We start from the raw sequence: 18,447 nt of genomic DNA, 5'->3' as shown, positions 1-18,447 counted from the left end.
CACACGCTACTCCACAATGCATCCAAAATACGTTCATAACGGGCGGGAGGATAAAACAAATGCGCCGGAACGGAAAGGAGTCTTACCTACAATAAAAAACCCGCCGAAGCGGGTTTTTTATACCTGTGGAAATCAATCCCACCAAACATCAAACAGATCGCTCACGACAACATTTTTCATGCCGTGTGCTTCCAGCCAGTCTTTGACCAGCTTCTGATGTTCTTCGGTGCACTGACCGATCTGCTGCAGGCAAATCAGACCTTCCCACGCCAGATAGCCACTGCCATCAAATGCCAGACCGTTTGGCTCAATCGCTTCATCGATGAATTTATCAACGGTAGTGTCGATAATGTCGATACCGGTGCCTTCTTCAAAGTTCCAGCTTACGCTGAAACCCAATTCCTGAAACTCATCGATATGCATCTTTTTACGCAAACGACGGCTGCGGTTTTTAGCCATTATTCTACCCTCTCAAACATCAAATCCCAGTTGCCATGCCCCAAACGCTGACCACGCAGTTCAAACTTCGTTAATGGACGCGAGTCCGGCCGAGGGACGTATGTATTATCGCTGGACAGGTTTTTATAACCTGGTGCGTTGTTCATCACTTCCAGCATATGCTCGGCGTAGTTTTCCCAGTCAGTTGCCATATGGAAAACGCCGCCGATTTTTAACTTGCTCTTAATCTGCTGTGCAAACGGAGCCTGTACGATACGGCGCTTATGATGGCGCGCCTTATGCCATGGATCGGGGAAGAATAGCTGAACCATTGCCAGCGAATTCTCCGGGATCATTTGTTCCAATACTTCAATCGCATCATGGCACATCACGCGTAAGTTAGTGATGCCCACTTCATGAGCTGCGGCTAAACATGCACCCACGCCTGGCGAATGCACTTCGATGCCAAGGAAGTTTTTCTCAGGATGCTGCTGCGCCATGGTAACCAACGACGCGCCCATACCAAAGCCGATTTCAAGCACGGTAGGCGCTTCACGGCCAAATAAAGCAACCAGATCCAGCGGTTGTGGCTGAAAATCTACGCCCATCACCGGCCAGAAGTTATCCAGCGCAAACTGCTGCCCTTTGGTCAGACGCCCTTGGCGGCGTACAAAACTGCGGATACGGCGCATAACGCGGCCGTTCTCATCAAATTCCGGTGATACAACGTCATTCATAGTGGTGCTTCATCTGCCTGAATGTGGATGTTTAACATAAAGTGAGCGCGCATTATGCAAAATTGGCCCGTTTAAACAAGTTTTGATTTTAACAGCTACTGGCAAGCTCTAGTCAGAAACTTTCATTAATTAGCGTTAATCGCTGAATAAAACGCGTATTAAACATCGTCATCACGCCACCATTTTAGGTATCCAACACCCAATGGATAACAGTAAATCGCCTATTCGCACCAGCTTGAGAAAGATCCGGTTTACAGCAGGTAGGCTCTGTGCTGCAATCGCTGCCTATTTTTATCGGCCTCGCTTTCTTAACCAGCGCGGCCTAATGGGAACTCTTCACGCTTATGATGCTGGCGCAACAGTTCGCGCAGTCGGTGCTAACTTGGTACGACCGCTACGGACGCAAAACTTTGCCGTGGCAAAGTCCAAAAACACCTTATCAAGTATGGCTTTCAGAAGTCATGTTGCAACAAACGCAGGTTGCGACCGTGATCCCCTATTTTCTGCGCTTTATGGCAAAATTTCCTGACGTGCGAGCGCTGGCCGCCGCGCCTCAGGATGAAGTTTTGCACCTGTGGACCGGTCTCGGCTACTACGCCCGTGGGCGTAATCTACATAAAGCCGCGCAAACCATCGTTGAAAAGCACGGCGGTGAATTCCCTACCTCTTTTGAAGACGTATGCGCGTTGCCAGGCGTTGGACGCTCTACCGCGGGCGCGATTCTCTCTTTATCGCTTGGTCAGCATTACCCTATTTTAGACGGAAACGTAAAACGCGTATTGGCTCGCTGCTATGCGGTTGACGGTTGGCCGGGCAAAAAAGAGGTTGAAAACCGTCTGTGGCAAATCAGTGAAGAAGTCACTCCGGCCAAAGGCGTCAGCCAATTTAATCAGGCGATGATGGATTTAGGCGCAATAGTTTGCACGCGCAGCAAACCAAAATGCGAACTGTGCCCGCTGAGCGGCGGATGCATGGCTTACGCCAACAACAGTTGGAGCCAGTATCCGGGCAAGAAACCGAAGCAGACTATTCCCGAACGAACCGGCTATTTCTTAATGATGCAAATAGGCGATAAGGTCTGGCTGGAACAGCGTCCTAACGTTGGACTATGGGGTGGCTTGTACTGCTTCCCACAGTTCGCCAGCGAGGACGAATTGCGTCAGCACGTAAAGTCCTTGGGCATGGGTCAGCCGAAGCTTCACCAGCTAACCTCATTTCGTCACACCTTCAGTCATTTTCATTTAGATATCGTGCCAATTTGGTTTGATATAACACAGCACAGTCACTGCATGGATGAAGGAACTGGACTCTGGTATAACTTAGCCCAGCCACCGTCTGTCGGTCTGGCAGCCCCCGTGGAACGTTTATTGCAGCAGTTGGCGAAAGAGCCCGTTGCTAAGTGAAAGTAGCGCTGAGTTTTATGCCTTTCAATAAACTGAACCAGGCTCACCACATGAGGAATAATCATGAGTAGAACAATTTTTTGTACATTTCTGAACCAAGAAGCCGAAGGGCAGGATTTCCAGCTCTATCCAGGCGAACTGGGTAAGCGGATCTATAACGAAATCTCTAAAGAAGCATGGTCGCAGTGGATGTCGAAACAAACCATGCTCATCAACGAGAAAAAGCTCAACATGATGAACCCTGACGACCGAAAACTGCTGGAACAGGAAATGGTGAAGTTCCTGTTTGAAGGTCACGACGTGCATATCGAAGGTTATACGCCGCCAAGTCAGTAAGTTTATAACCCAATAAGTATATTGCGGGCTCAACGCCTTTGAGACCGCAGTTTGAGATCCCATTTTTCATCCAATATGGCTGTGAAGATGAAGAAAGTTTTAGCATTGATCCTGATCGCACCCTTGCTGATCTCTTGTTCTGGAAAGAAAAATACTCAGGACAGCGAAGCCTTTGTCAAAGATACCAATGGTTTCGACATTTTGATGGGACAGTTTGCCCATAATATTGAAAACATTTGGGGCATTAACGAGGTACTGATTGCGGGTCCAAAAGACTACGTAAAATATACCGATCGATACCTGACACGTAGCCACATCAACTTTGATTCCGGCCAGATCACCATCGAAACCATCTCACCAACCGATCCCGCAGCCAGTTTAAAACAGGCGGTCGTGAGCACTTTGCTGATGGGTGACGATCCGGGGTCTATCGACCTCTATTCTGATGTGAACGATATTCAGATCAGTAAAGAACCCTTCCTGTATGGACAGGTGCTAGATAACACCGGACAGCCTATTCGCTGGCAGGGGCGCGCCAGTAACTTTGCCGACTATCTGATCCAGCATAAGCTGATGAAACGGACGTCTGGCCTGCACGTGATTTACTCCGTAACCATTCAACTGGTGCCGAACCACTTGGATAAACGTGCACATAAATACCTTGGAATGGTGCGTAAAGCCTCTGAAAAATATGGCGTAGATGAGTCATTGATTCTGGCTATTATGCAAACCGAATCCAGCTTTAACCCATATGCGGTAAGTGGATCGGATGCGCTCGGCCTGATGCAGGTGGTCCAGCATACGGCGGGTAAAGACGTATTTGTGCAGAAAGGGAAATGGGGTACGCCAAGCCGTAGCTATCTGTTTGATCCAGAAAACAATATCGATACAGGTACTGCCTATCTGGCGATTTTGCAGAACAACTATTTGGGTGGCATTCAGAACCCAACCTCACGCCGCTATGCCGTTATTACCGCCTATAACGGCGGGGCAGGTAGCGTGCTGCGCGTGTTCTCCAGCGACCGTAACCGCGCGGTAAGTATCATCAACCAGCTAACGCCGGGCGATGTGTACGAAACGCTAACCAATAAACACCCATCGGGCGAATCTCGTCGTTATCTGCACAAAGTTAACAATGCCCAGAAGAGCTATCGCCGCGGGAAGTAAGTCTTTGCATTAATCCCTCCCATACTCCCCCTTCACAGGGGGAGTCGCCGATCGCGTTTTCTATTGAATGCCGGACGGTTTTCTCTCCAGCTTAGGAGAGATCAGGATGGAGATGTGGGAAATACGACTAGAAACTAATCATGATGATGGTGGTGATGCCCTTCCCCATCTTCATGCTGATGTTCATATTCTTCGCCCGGCACAACCAGCAGTTTGCCGTAGCGAACGCCTCGTTCGGCAATCACTTTCTCAGCTAATCCTTTCACTTTTCCCGTCGCGCCTTTCAGCAAAGAAACTTCTAAGCAACTGCCGTGATCGAGATGCACATGCAGGCTCGCAAGGGAGAGATCGTGGTGATCGTGGAAACTTTTCGTCAGGCGCTTAGAAAGCTCACGCGCTTCATGATCGTAAACGTAAAACAGCGCAGCCACACAGTTGCTGGTTTCATCGTTCGACGTTGGCGTTGCCGTAGCTTGCAGCCCTGCCCGAGCCAAATCACGGATCGCCTCTGAGCGGTTTTGGTAATTACGTTCTTTGATGATGGCATCAATTTCGGCCATCAAATCGTCGTCCAATGAAAGAGTGACTCGTTGCATAAAGTTAATTCCTGAAGCCGCATGATTCTTCAGAGTATGACATTGTTCCTATGCTGAAAAAAACGACCTCGGTCAGCTAATCCATCAACTCCAGTGGGCCACCTTTCTCTAACGCAAGAAGATAGGCGGATCTGGCATGCAAACGCTTCAATAAACCACGCGCATGAGGGGCTTTATCTAAACCAGTACGGATATTCATCGCCTCGAGTGGGAAACTCATTTGTATATCAGCCAGACTAAAATGATCGCCAGCAAACCAGTTATTTTTGCTCAGATGATTTTCAATGAAACGAAGATGCGTCGCCAGTTGCTGATCGAGATAACCGCGCTGCACGCCTTTGCCGAGCAGGCTTCCAATTGGGCGAATCAGCCACGGAACCGGCGCTTTTCCCAAACGATTAAAAATCAGCTTCATCACCAATAACGGCATTAACGATCCTTCGGCATAGTGCAGCCAGTATCGGTATTGCATGCGCTCCGGTTTTTCTTGTGGCTTTAGCAGCGCCGAATGGTCATAGGTCTCTTGAAGATATTCAAGAATGGCGGCTGATTCCGCAATGGTCCACTCTCCATCAGTCAGAACCGGAGCTTTGCCCAGCGGATGAATTTTCTTCAGCGATTCAGGTGCCAGCATGGTTACTGGGTCGCGTTGGTATTGCTCAATCTGATAGGGCAACCCAAGCTCCTCTAGGGTCCAAAGCACACGGTGGGAACGCGAATTGTTAAGATGATGAACCGTAATCATTGGCTAACTCCGCTGGCTGATGTTTTCTAACTATAGACAGCAGTGACAAAATTACACAGAAGATTACGCGCATGAGAAAAACAAAGAGAGCCACTGATGGGCTCTCTTCATGGGGTAAAACAAGTGTTTAATAAGTTTGATTAAAAGCCGCTATTAAACATTTTTGTCCTGCATTTCAAAGCGTGGAGAAATCAGACCGTACAGTGTCCATCCTAAGAAGGTCACAATCGCACCGTACATCATGGCTTCTTCGCCAGATGAATAAAGCGCATAGAAGCTATACATAGCACCGATAAACGCGATGATATTCGCCATACGCGCCTTGCTAGGATTAACCTTCGCCACTTTCTGGATAATAACCAACGCCGCCATTGAAAGGATGTACGGAATAATGTTGGTCACCACCGCTAAGTTAACCAGCACGTTAAACTGTTTGTTCAACGACGGACTGATGGTCATTAAAGACAGCACGGTCTGGATGATCACAATAACGATCATGCCTTTTACCGGTGCTTCAGCTTTGGTCAATTTAGAGAAAACTTTAGGGAAATAACCTTCATCCGCAGAAGACTTAAATACCTGCGCGATGGTGAACTGCCAACCCAGCAATGAACCTACGCAGGACATAATCATCAGAGCCATGATGATTTTACCCACGCCCGGTGTGAACATTTGGGCAAACGCTAAACCAAACGGTGCGGTTGAATTAGCCAAATCCATGTTTGGCACAATACCGGCAATCACGTTAGTAGAAACAATATAAATAACAGCTGCGCCTAACGTCCCGCCCAATACGGCGATTGGAACGTTGCGCTCTGGGTTCTCAACAACATCGGTATTCGCACAGGCTGATTCTAAGCCCAAGAATGCCCATAACGTCATAGCAATAGAAGAACCGACGGCTTCAAATACAGGTAAATGATGCGGGTTCCATGATTGCACATACATTGTTGGGCTAAACCAGAACCAACCGATAATGGAAATCCCGACAACAGGAATGATTACGCCCCAAACGGTTACACCGCTGATACGGCCAGTAATGCGTGCCCCGCCAAAGTTAGCGATAGTCGCCAGCCACAGCACGCCGATAGTGGCGATACAAATTCCCAGTGGCGTTAGGTTCGCCCCCATTAACTCGGTGCCGTAACCTACAGCCGAAATGGCGATTGCCACGTTAGCAATCAGCAGCGATACACCGTAGGTGTAGTTCGCCATAAAGTTACCGGATTTGCCGAAAGCATATTCCGCATATCCGCCCATGCCGCCTGATTTACGGCTAAACATCCCGCACTTAGCAAACGCATAGGCCAAAGCCATCGACCCTAGCGCTGTCACCAGCCATGAAACGATGGAAAGCGTACCCACTTCCGCTAATTTGGTCGGCAACATGATGATCCCTGACCCCATCATGTTAACCGCTGTCAAAATTGTGAGCTGAACGACGCCCATTTTGTTACTGCCTTTAGACGTACTCATAAACAATCTCTCTTATGAAATCTATTGGCGGAGAGCTGGAAACGTCGCAACTCCCCGCTGTTTCTTTTATCGGAAAATCAGTTTCGGCCAGTACCCCTGCCGAGAAAAGATTTCTAATTTATTGTTTAATAACATAACCATAAGCACGTTTACGTCCATCCTCGTCCTGTTGGATATAGACACCCTGTAGTTCAGGTGCGAACCCTGGCAGCAGGTTAATGCCCTCTTCCAATGCCAAGAAGTAACGCTGTACAGAACCGCCCCAGATTTCACCTGGGACTACGCACAGAACACCTGGAGGATAAGGAAGTGCACCTTCAGCGGCGATGCGGCCTTCAACCTGATTCAGCGCAACCAGTTCAACGTTGCCACGGACAAACTCGATATTTGCCTGCTGTGGATTCATCACCACTTTCGGGAAGTGAGCTTTACGGAACATCTCTTTTTGCAGCTGTTTAACGTTATGGCTGACATACAGGTCATGCATTTCCTGACACAGCTGACGGATGGTGTAACCCTGATAACGTTCTTCGTAGTTTTTGTAGATGGATGGCAGCACTTCTGACAGTGGCGCATCTTCTTCTAACAAGCGTTCGAAACGAGCGATTTGCGCGACAAGATGCTGCATCTTCGCCATATCTTCCGCAGGCGTCATCAGGAAGAGGATTGAGTTCAGGTCACATTTTTCAGGGACAATGCCATTCTCACGCAGGAAGTTGGCAAGGATAGTCGCTGGAACACCAAACTTATCGTATTCACCGGTTTGCACGTTGATACCCGGCGTGGTCAGCATCAGTTTGCATGGGTCTACAAAGTATTGATGCTCAGCGTAGCCTTCAAATGAGTGCCAACGTTCGCCAGGGATGAAGTCGAAGAAGCGCAGATCGTTAGCCATTTCTTCGGTATCAAAATCTTCCCATTTACGGCCATCGATGGTTGCAGGAACGAACGGACGAATGTGTTTGCAGAGTTTTAACAACAGCTTACGTGTTTCGATACCGACTTTAACGCAGTCCATCCACATGCGTTTTCCGCTTTCGCCTTCATGCATCTTGGCGTTCACATCAAGCGCAGCAAATAATGGATAGAATGGGCTGGTTGACGCATGCATCATGAAAGCATTGTTCATGCGTTTATGATTTACGTAGCGATCTTGGCCTTTGATATGTTTATCTTTTTTGTGGATCTGTGAAGTCTGAGAGAAACCAGCCTGTTGTTTATGAACAGACTGAGTCACCAGAATACCGGGATCGTTTTCATTCAGTTCTAACAGCAGAGGAGAGCAATCATTCATCATTGGGATGAACTGTTCGTAGCCTACCCATGCAGAGTCAAACAGGATGTAATCACAAAGATGACCAATTTTATCAACGACTTGGCGGGCGTTATAGATAGTACCGTCGTAGGTGCCTAACTGAATAACCGCTAAACGGAATGGGCGTTTTTCTGAAGAGCGTTCTGGAGCCACTTCACGCACTAAATCACGCAGATATTTCTCTTCAAAACAATGGGAATCAATACCACCGATAAAGCCAAACGGGTTACGCGCAGTTTCCAAATATACCGGTGTTGCGCCCGCCTGAATTAACGCACCGTGATGGTTAGATTTATGGTTGTTACGGTCAAACAACACTAAATCGCCCGGAGCTAGCAGCGCATTCAGCACCACTTTGTTCGAAGAAGAAGTCCCGTTTAATACGAAGTAAGTTTTATCAGCGTTAAAGACTTTGGCCGCATGCATCTGTGCGGTGCAAGGAGCGCCTTCATGGATAAGTAGGTCACCCATTGATACGTCAGCGTTACACAGGTCAGAACGGAATAATGTTTCGCCAAAGTAATCAAAGAACTGGCGACCGGCAGGATGGCGACGGAAGAACTGACCACCTTGATGCCCTGGGCAGTCAAATGCGGCGTTACCCTGCTGCACATATTCAACGAGGCTACCAAAGAAAGGAGGTAAAACGTCTTTCTCATATTTAACCGCAGCGGCTTCAAGTTGTTTGCCGTAGAAATCAACGTTGCCATCGCATAATTCAAACACGCCAGTCACGCGCGGCAGCACTTCTGCTGGCAATTCTTCTTCGCAGCAAACAGCGACAAAAACAGGAATACCAAAACCGGTTTGTTCAATCGTATCCAGCGTGCCTGAAACCGCATCTTCAACGGAAATAACGGCCGCAGAAACGTCAGTAAAGTTAGTATTATTAATATCTACTGTTTCACGTTCAGTACTAAAGCATTCAGAGGTGTTGTTATTAACTGCTATTTTTAGTTTTTCCATTTTATTTATGGTCTCTTATTTTATTAATGGTCATTAATTTAGGGTAAAGCATAGCCGTCAGATATTCCCCTTAGGGATCCGAAGCGTAATTATTTTTTAAAGGCAATATTACCCTGCAATAATTCAGGTTACTGAATTACTGGAATAGGTAGATAAATGCCAGGTGGCTAAGCCACCAGATTGGCGCATGAGTTGATTGGGATAGTCAAAATCTGCTTACCGAATTATGGATAAAACTAGATTATTCAGATAGATACTAGATTTACCAACGAATGAGATCGGGCAAGCATGACGATCCGCAACAACGGACGCCGTAGGAGGGGGGATTATTTAGAGTTGAAAAGGTGAAAGTCAAAGCAGCTACGATGGGCCATCATCATCAGATGAGTGACGCGTCGGATATGCGGCATAGCTTTATTGTTATTTTCCATTTCCTATTTCCTCTTTATGTGGAAACCGAGGACATTGTAACCTGTGCGATTATGTAAACCGTGATATTTATCACTATTACGAGGTATATAATAAATAAAAAAATATTATTGTCCAGACTTGAATGCATATTTAAGCAGCACTAATAGTTAGTAATATGTAACGAATTGCTTGCTTCTGTATTATTAAAATAAATCCTATCATTAAAGGAATTCGGCAACATTGAATTTTTTAGCTTATACAAATAATGCGGTTTTATTATAAATTGATAAGTAATTGTAAAAAATATGTTTTGTATTTAACTCCCTCAAAGTGCTTGATATGACTTTTTAAGTCAAAAAAGTGCTTAAAAATTCATCTTATGAATTGAGATTACAAGATATATAATTTTAAACCATGGTTTTTGTCTGCCAAGATTCGCGTCTCATCGTTAGTAATGCGTCATTATTGAGCGCTTAAACCATGAAAGCGATAAACTTATTGACGCGGCGCCGCTGATACGGTTTAATGCGCCCCGTTGCCCGGATAGCTCAGTCGGTAGAGCAGGGGATTGAAAATCCCCGTGTCCTTGGTTCGATTCCGAGTCCGGGCACCACTATTTAAAGAAACCAGCCTTAGGGCTGGTTTTTTGCTTTCTAGCATACGGACTCTTCATCGAACTCCGTTCGATTATTCGCCGCCAGCGGCTCACCCTGCGGGCCAACGGCAAAGCCGTTGTTCAAACGCCTTCAGCGTTAGTCCGAGTCCGAGTATCTCTAGAATATAAAAAAACCCGCCAGTGGCGGTTTTTTTTATCTAAACTCAATCGCGTTATTTCTCACAATGTTTACTGACTCAGCACCGCATCGTCTTCATTCGCGGTTATAGCCTTCGCGCCAGCGGCATAGCGCTGTAAGTTATGGGAAACGGCATCGGTAACGCCTTCACGCAGCGCTTCGCGCTTACGGAACGCAGAACGATGCTGGCTTTTTACCGTTTCAATATCGCGCTCTGGCTCGCTTTTAGGTAAGCAGTACCATCCTTGCCTATTCAACTCGCCGCCACACTCAAGCCAAAAATTATCGTAGCTCGATTTCAAATGTTGGCTTTTGATATGTGCTTTATTCGCCACACCAGCGATGGTTGAAATATGAAAATGCTGCGCTAACGCATACAACGCCGAAATAAGCAGGTTTTTAGGACGCATACCATGCATCAGCTTAGTCATGCTTTTAACAATTTCTGCGCCGTTTTCAGTGTTCGGCCCTTGTAATCCAGAGAGATAAAGCTCACCTTTCGGCCCAAAAGAAAACGTCAGGCCATAAACATCTTCTTGATTCTCATTAAACAGGTATAAGCCAAGATCCCCTTCACGCGTAAATCTGGAACGCATGAGTTTCAGTTGAGCAATATCACCGCTCTTAAGCTCGATATCAGCCAGAACAATACCGTCGTTATCTGCTGAATAGAGTGTTTCTAACGCTTTACGTGAAAAAGAATGCTCAATGACATCCAGCGTTTTCATCGCAGTACGTAGTTTCTGTTTACCAGACCACTTGCGATTGAGGTACTTGTTTACGGGTCTTTTGATGAAAGGATGCGAAATAGTATTCGTCACAGGATTCAACAATTGAGCACTGTAATATTCATTACACATCTTTTTATATTTGATGTACTCAAACGTTGGCATTGCAGCAATGCGACAACCAAGCTTAACGGAATCATAGCCTGTATTTAGTGAACGCCAGAGCCCACTCTGGTGCCGCCATTTTTTGAAAAAGCTCATATTGGCCCCAACAAATTAGTGATAGTTAGTGATCCCAGCTGCAGATGGCTCCCTGCGGTAAAAACCAAAAAGCGGGAGAGACTGGGAGGGGTTTAACCATAAGTTTGAGCTATATAAATTCAACGAAACATAAACAAGAAGAGGTTTGGCGGCGTACAGCACCGATACAGAGGGAAGATAGCGAAACAATCCCTTACCGCAGATGAAAATATCGAAACATTCTGCGGTGATTATTATTTCACCTAGTAGAAAGGAAAAGCTTAAGGTTCATCCGTGAACCTATTCAGATTATGCCGCAAGCGCCTCTACGATTCTCCTCAGCTGCATTTCTTGCTGCTGGCTAAGCTCACGAGCCGCAGAATATCCTTGGTTTTGGATAATCATCTCGCTTAAGCCCACCAGCCAATCGTAAATATAAAAACCCGTATTGTTCGATGGTGCCGCCGAAAGCTTGGTTAAACGTTGGGATTTACCCCACCCCGCCGCGTTCATGGCTGGCGGTTTAGCAAATATCTTTTGCCCACGGTTCACACGGCTATCCGGCTTTTTCGCTTCCGCTACGTTTTGGAACCCTAGCCACGCCACAAAATTACCTAACACGCCAAGTACGCGGGACACTTGTCGGTCGGCCAGCATCTGATTATCAACACCAGCCAGCTCGGTATTAAATAACGTTTGCGACAGCGAACGCGGGATCTCCATACGCACACTGGCCGTGATTAGCTCTTGCAAGAGAAGCTCTAGCTCCGGTTTTACAACGCCAAGTAACGTTAATAGCGCGCCGTTTTCAGATAAATTACGTAGATGGTTCACCCAATATTGATAGGCCTGCGTGGCAAAATTGCCCTCGGGTAACGCCTGCTGCTCTGTTGCGCTTGGCTCAGACACCACGTCTGCCACCAAATCAATATTCATTTCAATACCAAACGGATCACCATTCATAATCGGTAATGCATTTTCGCCGCTGTTCGTCGCGGATTCAGTGACAAATCGCTGCTGTAGCCGTTGTTGTAAATAAAGGCGTCGAAGCTCATCACGGGTTGGTAACAGGCGCTCCAGCAGCTCACCATGCACACCGGTACGCGTTTGCAGGGTTTTCAACAGAATCTGTGCAATACGCTGTTTTTCTTGCCCTTCTTGTTGTTCGCTTAATAACAGCCAATTTCCTAACAAATTCTCAGCCAGCTCTCGGCGCAGCGCCTCTAACTTCATCGTTAGCTGCCTCAACGTTGCGTCACTGTTTGCCTCGGTGGCTAAGTAGTCCACCATCCGGCGCACACCGCTTTTATCCGTAACCAGCATTGATCCCCAGCTATCACCGGCTAAACCGACATGGCGCTGCACGGCCTCATCGTAATGTTTACCCTGCGTGACCCGTTGGTCGAAGGCGGTAAGTGCCCAAATCAGCGTCGGCTTACGATGTTCGGCATCACTGCGCATAGCTTTTGCCCAATGAGCCAAAACTTTGCCCGCGCTATGAGTCTGAGATCGCGCCGTTGCCGCCGTACATACCATTAATGCTGCAATTTGCTGATTATCGGCATAGCGTTCTAGCAGCCCGTAAACCTTGGCCTGCTGCAAAACATGAAGCAGCGAGCATGAGGGTTCGAATTCGCTTTCAAGTGACTGCCCCAAGCCGGGGATATCCAGCACGTCCATCTGCTGAAACTGAGCCTCACGCGGCGTACCTGCCAGCGGTAGCGTTATCTCACGCGCCAGCATCGATAGCTCAGAAATGGACAGCTCAACCGGCTTCATCGTTTTCCCCTTCACAAGCGGGCAAACCTGTACGCTGAAATCGAGCGGCGAATTAGCATTGCTTAGCACATCAACGCTGAGTACGCCTTCCGTCGGTAGCTGCATATCATCGACCAGAACACTGAGCGGAGCAGCAACGCGCTCAACGCTGGATAAGCGCTGCAAGATATGCCCCAAACCAACGTACGCTGCGGTCAATTCTTCCTGCTCAGACCATAATAACGAGAACAGGCGAGCGCGATTATCCACGCTCAAATACGGCGCGAGCCGCACCGCCGAAGGCCAAAAATAGCGATCCAGCGTTTTACCGCGTGCGCCAATACGGCGATTCACCGCATCCCATAGCGCAACCGCATCGTCCTCGCTAAATCCGGCTACAGGCTCAGGCAAACATAGCGCCGACAAGGCAGAAAGGTGATCGGCAATGAACGCCTCATCGCGTTCTTGGTCAGCCTCTTCCAATGAAAAATCATGAATAAAAGCATCAACCATGACTTTCGCCAGCTCATACTCAGCCAACATGGCGATCTCGATCGGGAAATCATGGTTATTGATTCCCGCTCGATGAGTGAATCTGGTGACCACACCACAGGCCTGATTACCTGGATTGATATGGCTATCAAAATCCAGCGTGCGTCCACCCAAATTCAAGGCTAATTGGCCCGACTCATCCGCCGCAAGTGCACTAATCAGATGGGATTTTCCCGCCTGTGACAGGCCAAAAAAACCGATGCTTGGAAAATGCTGCGGCAGCTCTTGCATCGACACTGCCTGATACCGGCAGCGATGCAGTTTTACACGAAGGCTATCAGCCTCAATATCTAATCTCGGTGAGTGCTGACGCGTGCTCTCTAGCCACTCAAGCGCCAGATCAACATGCTGAGTGATAACCTGAAGCTGGTTATTAATTTGTTTTGAATTCAATGGTTTCATTGGCTAAATACGCTCCCACTGTCGATCCAATAATGGGTGCTATCCGATAAAGTGTTCAGTTTTAGTTTTAAGTGATGCAAAGGAACAGGCGTGCCGTCATCCAGCGTTACCTCAGCCAACTTGAAGCGTTCCGGCCCTTGTTCTGGGCTTTCCGCTTCGGTCGCTAACCTCACGTTCAGCACGCTCTCGCCCGCCACTTTGCGCGCCAGCTGTTGGTCAGCAATCGATAAGCGATATAGCGGCGACGCTGGCCAACGATCGTTGTCGAGCTGGCGGAACCCCAAACACACGGGGCCACGCATTTGAAATGAACCTTCGCTTGGTAGCTCAAAATCAGGGTTATCGAGATCGATATCGCTATAACAAACGTCGTTAGTCATTAATGACTGATGACCATCCAGCGTGCCGAGATAGCACACCGTCGAATAGGGCTGGAAATCTCCGGCTTTGCAGTTGAAAGTCGCCAAGCGCAAATTCACCGCCAGCAAGCAGAGCATCGCCCCCACCGCGGCGGTGGATTTCGGGTTATCAATGCGCCCGCGCTTATTAAATGGATACCATTCACTGGTGTGATATCCCTCAAGCGGCAAAATGCGGTTAATCGGCAACGGCTGTAAATGGCGGAAAAGTGCCTGAATCCCTGGGAACCGCGAAGGTCGACCTGTTAGAAGCAACACATCGCAGGAATACAACGCCACCACTTCACACAGCGAGCGCAAATGCTGCGTGATACGCATGCGCGGCGACAGAAACTCCGCGTGGAGTTTGCTTAGCTTGAGGATCAGCGGAACCTGCAAAATATCAAAAGGTACCGCATCAGCAGGCTGAGCTCGCTGTACGTCATTATTTATATATTCCTGCACTTTCACCGTTGGCAGTTGGGACAAAAGCTCGCCAAAGGTCGCATCGATTTCCGCGGCGGTATCCAACGGGTCGTAACGTTCGTAGGACTCAAGAATAGCGCGCCCAATCGGGCTAAATACCTGTAACGTCGCCTGCTGGCGTAGCGCAGAAATACTGCCATCGCCAAATAGCTTGTTCATCAGCTCATCACTGTCGGCAACGCCCGCCTTCCGGCATGCGTTCTGCAAGGCAGGCAGCACATATAAGCGAATGACATCTAACAAAATATCGTCGCCTGCTAGCTTGAAGCCCTCACGGAAGAGCAATCGAGGAATAATTTTGACGTTGCTGCCAGCACCATCATCCAAACGGTACTGGGTAATCGCTAAATCGGTGGTGCCACCGCCGATATCAATCGACGCAATTCGCAGCGTTTTTCCGGCAACTTCGCCTTCCGCTAGCTCGCGGTCGGTTCGCGCCTGACTGGCAAAAAACTCTTCGCTACAGCCGCCAAAATTGACCTGAGTTTCGTTATACAGATACACCATCTGCCCACAGGTCGCTTCGTCCCATTCCATCTGTACGTCAGGCACCGGCACCGTGCTTTCAGCCCGATCGGCTTCGCTAGAAAAATCATGGTCAGCTGGATGCCAGCCCATACTTTTCCACACCAAACCAATGGCTTGATACATGCGACGACGGAAGATTTCGCGCTCTGGTTTTGGCATGGCAGAAGGCAGAGTCAAAATAATGCTGCGCAGCTGTCGAGGCGCTGAGGAATGCGTCATTTTCAGGCGTTGAGCGACGCTGTTTATCTGCATCAGCGCCTGTGCCAAAAGCTCAGATAGCATAAACGTCATCAGTGAGCTGCGGCTGTAGTGCGCTGAAAATACCGGTAAACGCTCATCTAATGGCTGGTCGTAGAGAGGCTGTCCCTGATCGTTTAACAAAAACGTCAGTGGAAGCGCGGTTGCAGACGGCTCTTGCTGGGCTTGGTTCAGCGTATTAAAGCGCCAACCATGCAGATACTCTTCTTCATCCCATAGATAGCGACGTGGGCTTGAAAGCCCCGTTGAACCTTCGGTGCCCATTCGTTGCAACGCCATGCGGCTGGCCTCTCGGCCAACGCGCACAATCGACGGCCAGACGAACGCCTGTTCGCGCCCGCTTTCTACGGAAAAATTACGCTTACCAAACTCGGCCTGAGAAAATTCAACGCGGCTATCAAACAGCTCGTTATACACATAGTGTGGCTGACTGAGGTCACGCAGGTTCAGCTCGTAGGTTTGTTTCAGACCATTGAGTTCATCAAGGTGGTCTTCCACCAAAATGCCGCAGGTGTGGGAGTTCCCAACATCCATAATCAAATCAACATGAACGGTGGGTTCTTGCAGCGTACTAGTATTGAGCTTAACGGTAGGCACATTGAGCTGTTTGCCGAACAGATACAGGATATTCAAGTAATGCGCCTGATACTCAAACTCGCGTAGCGCGGTTTGGATGCCGACAGAATGCCGATCCTCCTGCTGTATCGCTTGCTGAGTGAAAACCTCACGCAGCCAGCCATCCACCCAAGTCAGGTCGAGAAATTCAGCCAGTTCTTCGCTGCGATAGGCTAGTGCAAAACCCGCACCGCTTTTGACGTCGTTTTCGCTGGGTTGCAGAGATTCATTGCTCTGCCCATCGGCAGAAATGGCCGTATCAAACGCCATGCATACGCGATAGGTATTCCCATCACGATCGGGCTTATCTAGCGCTAAAACCTGCATTCGCGCCCAGTTGTCAGGCCCACCTAAAAACGTACGCGGAGGATTAAAACGGAAAAAAGGCAACGGCAGCCAGATCCCATTCAGCAATTGAAGCGACTGCTCCAACGAAATGCTCGATTCGGGCTTGACCCGTTCTGGCGGCGTGCCAGCTGGCGCGGGCAGCCAATAAGTATCGCTTTCAGCATTGTGCAGTAAACGCAGCAGAGGCCCATTCGCCGTTTGGCGTACAAATTTGCCGGGGAGCTCCGCCGTGAAATTGGGCTTGAGGGCAAAATCCAAAAACTGAATGCCGCTGTTCTGAATGAGCGCAACCTGATGCTTGTAATCGGTGATGGTGGCTAACATGGTTTTATTCATCCATTTTTACTGAGATGACTTGCTGATGCGCGTCATATTGATTGGCAAGATAGTGTCGGCGTCATAGCGCCCATTGCAGTCGGCCACGCCGTTTTCACCCGACTTACAAATCAACTGTGGAATTTTGTAACGCGAGCCGTCGCTGCATTTGGCTTTGGTGCGGCTATCTACCACCAAGCTTCCCGAACTCATAAGACCCACGGTGATATTGGCATTACAGCTGATGCCATCACCATGGATGATTTTCACGCTGCCTTTGCTGTTTTTAATCTGATAAACCAAACTCGGTGGCTTACCAAGGCGCGGAGTTTTAATGTCCAGACTGGCGCGCCATCTGCCATTCATAAAACGCGTCGAACCTAATTTCACCGCCTCAGCGGGCATCACCAACGCGTCGGCGGATACCGCTGTTTTTTGAACTTCGACAGGCTTCACCTCAGGCGTTTTTACCACTTCAACCACCGGCGTTGGTGCGGCTATATGTGCAACGGGTAAATGCGTTTTTGGTGCAGCGGTACGGGATGGCAGAGCGCGTTTTTCACTCTCAGGGGCGGTTTTCTTTACCGTCTCCGAGGATTTCACCACCGGTTTAGGCGCATCGCCTTTAGCGCGAATTTGGAAGAAAAGGATTCCCAACACCACCAGCGCTAGGGGTAACCACCAAAGCTGTCGCCACTCTCGGCGGCGTACCACTTTGCTGGGTTCAGTTGCTACCGTATCGCTATTCTGCGGTGCTTGTTCGATTGGTTTTGGTGTGGGGATGGCGAGAGGTTTCGGTATTTCAGTGGCGATATTTCCACTGGGCGCAGCGTCGCCCTGCGCGGCTCTCAGGCAATCAAAAGCATCGGCTCTGGATTTTTTATCCAGATTCACGAAGCCCCAAAAAGTAAGCACGGGTTTGCCATCCACCAAAAAAACATGATTCGCACCAGGAAACTGCATGGCTTTCGCCAACAAAATACCGAACAGGCGCAAAGCCGATTTCTCTGACAGTTGGGCTTTCTGGCTGAGTTCATTTACCGTTTGCTGGCAATGTTCCAACTGGCTCAGCGCAGAGGCACGCTCTTCATCGCTCGCGGCAATCCACGAAGTTATTTTCCCTGAGATGGGCGCGTACCAATCAATGCGATCGCCGCCTTCATTAGGCTGTGGGATCGCCAACATATCGGCGATACTTTGCTGATGACGCAGGCGTAGCGTTTCTCTTAGCTGTAGCGCTGAAGCGTAAACAGGCTGGCCGTTTTCGCCCAACGCGAGAAAATCATCCAAGCTGCCGCTGCGTAATAATTGTTTTGCCACGAAATAACCCTTTGATAGACGTCTGACTACAACAGCTACTTTAAGATCTTCTCTAGGCAATCAAACGGTCAAAAAAGTGGCTAAAATGGTGAGTACTAAGCCAATCAATTCACGC

The 18,447-nt window shown here is 48.6% G+C and carries 14 protein-coding genes and 1 tRNA gene; 4 read left to right on the top strand and 11 right to left on the bottom strand.

The features are described from left to right. Window positions 1-132: 132 nt before the first annotated feature. Together RSC70_RS14165 and trmB are read right to left on the bottom strand one after the other, a co-directional pair. Entirely contained in the window at window positions 133-459 is a 327-nt protein-coding gene (locus RSC70_RS14165; RefSeq protein WP_025798599.1) for a YggL family protein, read from the bottom strand. Further along, complete coding sequence (trmB, locus tag RSC70_RS14160; protein ID WP_332542809.1) at window positions 459-1,175, bottom strand: tRNA (guanosine(46)-N7)-methyltransferase TrmB; 717 nt, start codon at window positions 1,173-1,175, stop codon at window positions 459-461. Before trmB ends, RSC70_RS14165 begins: the two co-directional genes overlap by 1 nt. A 344-nt stretch (window positions 1,176-1,519) precedes the next feature. Between trmB and mutY the strand changes: the two genes are divergently transcribed. The 3 genes from mutY to mltC all read left to right on the top strand — a co-directional run bounded on the left by mutY (window position 1,520) and on the right by mltC (window position 4,081). Next, window positions 1,520-2,578 carry an A/G-specific adenine glycosylase gene (mutY, locus tag RSC70_RS14155; protein WP_234618296.1) on the top strand — a complete coding sequence of 353 codons (1,059 nt, stop codon included), beginning with the start codon at window positions 1,520-1,522 and terminating at the stop codon, window positions 2,576-2,578. Window positions 2,579-2,641: 63 nt separating this feature from the next. Next, window positions 2,642-2,914 (top strand): oxidative damage protection protein, encoded by a 273-nt coding sequence (locus tag RSC70_RS14150; RefSeq protein ID WP_025798592.1) that lies wholly within the window; start codon window positions 2,642-2,644, stop codon window positions 2,912-2,914. Between the two features lie 87 nt (window positions 2,915-3,001). Then, complete coding sequence (gene mltC, locus RSC70_RS14145; protein ID WP_187989659.1) at window positions 3,002-4,081, top strand: membrane-bound lytic murein transglycosylase MltC; 1,080 nt, start codon at window positions 3,002-3,004, stop codon at window positions 4,079-4,081. A gap of 134 nt (window positions 4,082-4,215) precedes the next feature. Here mltC and nikR read toward each other — a convergent pair whose 3' ends face one another. The 5 genes from nikR to speFL form a co-directional block, all read right to left on the bottom strand. Further along, entirely contained in the window at window positions 4,216-4,677 is a 462-nt protein-coding gene (gene nikR / locus RSC70_RS14140; protein WP_025798588.1) for a nickel-responsive transcriptional regulator NikR, read from the bottom strand. A 76-nt stretch (window positions 4,678-4,753) separates the two neighbouring features. Next, complete coding sequence (locus RSC70_RS14135) at window positions 4,754-5,422, bottom strand: glutathione S-transferase family protein (RefSeq protein WP_332542808.1); 669 nt, start codon at window positions 5,420-5,422, stop codon at window positions 4,754-4,756. Between the two features lie 153 nt (window positions 5,423-5,575). Further along, window positions 5,576-6,898 (bottom strand): putrescine-ornithine antiporter, encoded by a 1,323-nt coding sequence (potE, locus tag RSC70_RS14130; protein ID WP_063585968.1) that lies wholly within the window; start codon window positions 6,896-6,898, stop codon window positions 5,576-5,578. 118 nt (window positions 6,899-7,016) lie between these two features. Beyond that, window positions 7,017-9,179, bottom strand: coding sequence for an ornithine decarboxylase SpeF (speF, locus tag RSC70_RS14125; RefSeq protein WP_072307895.1), 2,163 nt, complete (start codon window positions 9,177-9,179; stop codon window positions 7,017-7,019). Window positions 9,180-9,505: 326 nt separating this feature from the next. Beyond that, the gene (gene speFL / locus RSC70_RS14120; RefSeq protein WP_016361109.1) at window positions 9,506-9,610 is read right to left on the bottom strand and encodes a leader peptide SpeFL; all 105 of its coding nucleotides are present in this window, start codon (window positions 9,608-9,610) and stop codon (window positions 9,506-9,508) included. A gap of 517 nt (window positions 9,611-10,127) precedes the next feature. Here speFL and RSC70_RS14115 point away from each other — a divergent pair. Then, a tRNA-Phe gene (locus tag RSC70_RS14115) sits at window positions 10,128-10,203 on the top strand. Window positions 10,204-10,434: 231 nt separating this feature from the next. Here the strand turns inward: RSC70_RS14115 and RSC70_RS14110 are convergent. From RSC70_RS14110 to RSC70_RS14095, 4 genes are all read right to left on the bottom strand, one after another. After that, window positions 10,435-11,373 (bottom strand): VirK/YbjX family protein, encoded by a 939-nt coding sequence (locus tag RSC70_RS14110; protein ID WP_332542807.1) that lies wholly within the window; start codon window positions 11,371-11,373, stop codon window positions 10,435-10,437. 288 nt (window positions 11,374-11,661) lie between these two features. Further along, complete coding sequence (locus RSC70_RS14105) at window positions 11,662-14,064, bottom strand: putative virulence factor (protein ID WP_332542805.1); 2,403 nt, start codon at window positions 14,062-14,064, stop codon at window positions 11,662-11,664. After that, window positions 14,061-17,021, bottom strand: a complete 2,961-nt coding sequence (locus RSC70_RS14100; RefSeq protein ID WP_332542814.1) for a virulence factor SrfB — start codon at window positions 17,019-17,021, stop codon at window positions 14,061-14,063. Before RSC70_RS14100 ends, RSC70_RS14105 begins: the two co-directional genes overlap by 4 nt. 18 nt (window positions 17,022-17,039) lie before the next feature. Beyond that, on the bottom strand, window positions 17,040-18,332 hold the full coding sequence (locus tag RSC70_RS14095; protein WP_332542803.1) for an SrfA family protein: 1,293 nt from the start codon (window positions 18,330-18,332) through the stop codon (window positions 17,040-17,042). Window positions 18,333-18,447 lie beyond the last annotated feature (115 nt).

It is taken from the genome of Hafnia sp., from assembly GCF_036648275.1.
Lineage (GTDB): Bacteria > Pseudomonadota > Gammaproteobacteria > Enterobacterales > Enterobacteriaceae > Hafnia > Hafnia alvei.
The sequence above is the reverse complement of the archived record's forward strand: the minus strand, read 5'-3'. Positions and strand labels throughout refer to the sequence as shown.

Coding starts and splice junctions, on each gene's coding strand:
- RSC70_RS14165 (WP_025798599.1), bottom strand. CDS start 459: ATGGCTAAAAACCGCAGCCGTCGTTTGCGTAAAAAGATGCATATCGAT.
- trmB (WP_332542809.1), bottom strand. CDS start 1,175: ATGAATGACGTTGTATCACCGGAATTTGATGAGAACGGCCGCGTTATG.
- mutY (WP_234618296.1), top strand. CDS start 1,520: ATGATGCTGGCGCAACAGTTCGCGCAGTCGGTGCTAACTTGGTACGAC.
- RSC70_RS14150 (WP_025798592.1), top strand. CDS start 2,642: ATGAGTAGAACAATTTTTTGTACATTTCTGAACCAAGAAGCCGAAGGG.
- mltC (WP_187989659.1), top strand. CDS start 3,002: ATGAAGAAAGTTTTAGCATTGATCCTGATCGCACCCTTGCTGATCTCT.
- nikR (WP_025798588.1), bottom strand. CDS start 4,677: ATGCAACGAGTCACTCTTTCATTGGACGACGATTTGATGGCCGAAATT.
- RSC70_RS14135 (WP_332542808.1), bottom strand. CDS start 5,422: ATGATTACGGTTCATCATCTTAACAATTCGCGTTCCCACCGTGTGCTT.
- potE (WP_063585968.1), bottom strand. CDS start 6,898: ATGAGTACGTCTAAAGGCAGTAACAAAATGGGCGTCGTTCAGCTCACA.
- speF (WP_072307895.1), bottom strand. CDS start 9,179: ATGGAAAAACTAAAAATAGCAGTTAATAACAACACCTCTGAATGCTTT.
- speFL (WP_016361109.1), bottom strand. CDS start 9,610: ATGGAAAATAACAATAAAGCTATGCCGCATATCCGACGCGTCACTCAT.
- RSC70_RS14110 (WP_332542807.1), bottom strand. CDS start 11,373: ATGAGCTTTTTCAAAAAATGGCGGCACCAGAGTGGGCTCTGGCGTTCA.
- RSC70_RS14105 (WP_332542805.1), bottom strand. CDS start 14,064: ATGAAACCATTGAATTCAAAACAAATTAATAACCAGCTTCAGGTTATC.
- RSC70_RS14100 (WP_332542814.1), bottom strand. CDS start 17,021: ATGTTAGCCACCATCACCGATTACAAGCATCAGGTTGCGCTCATTCAG.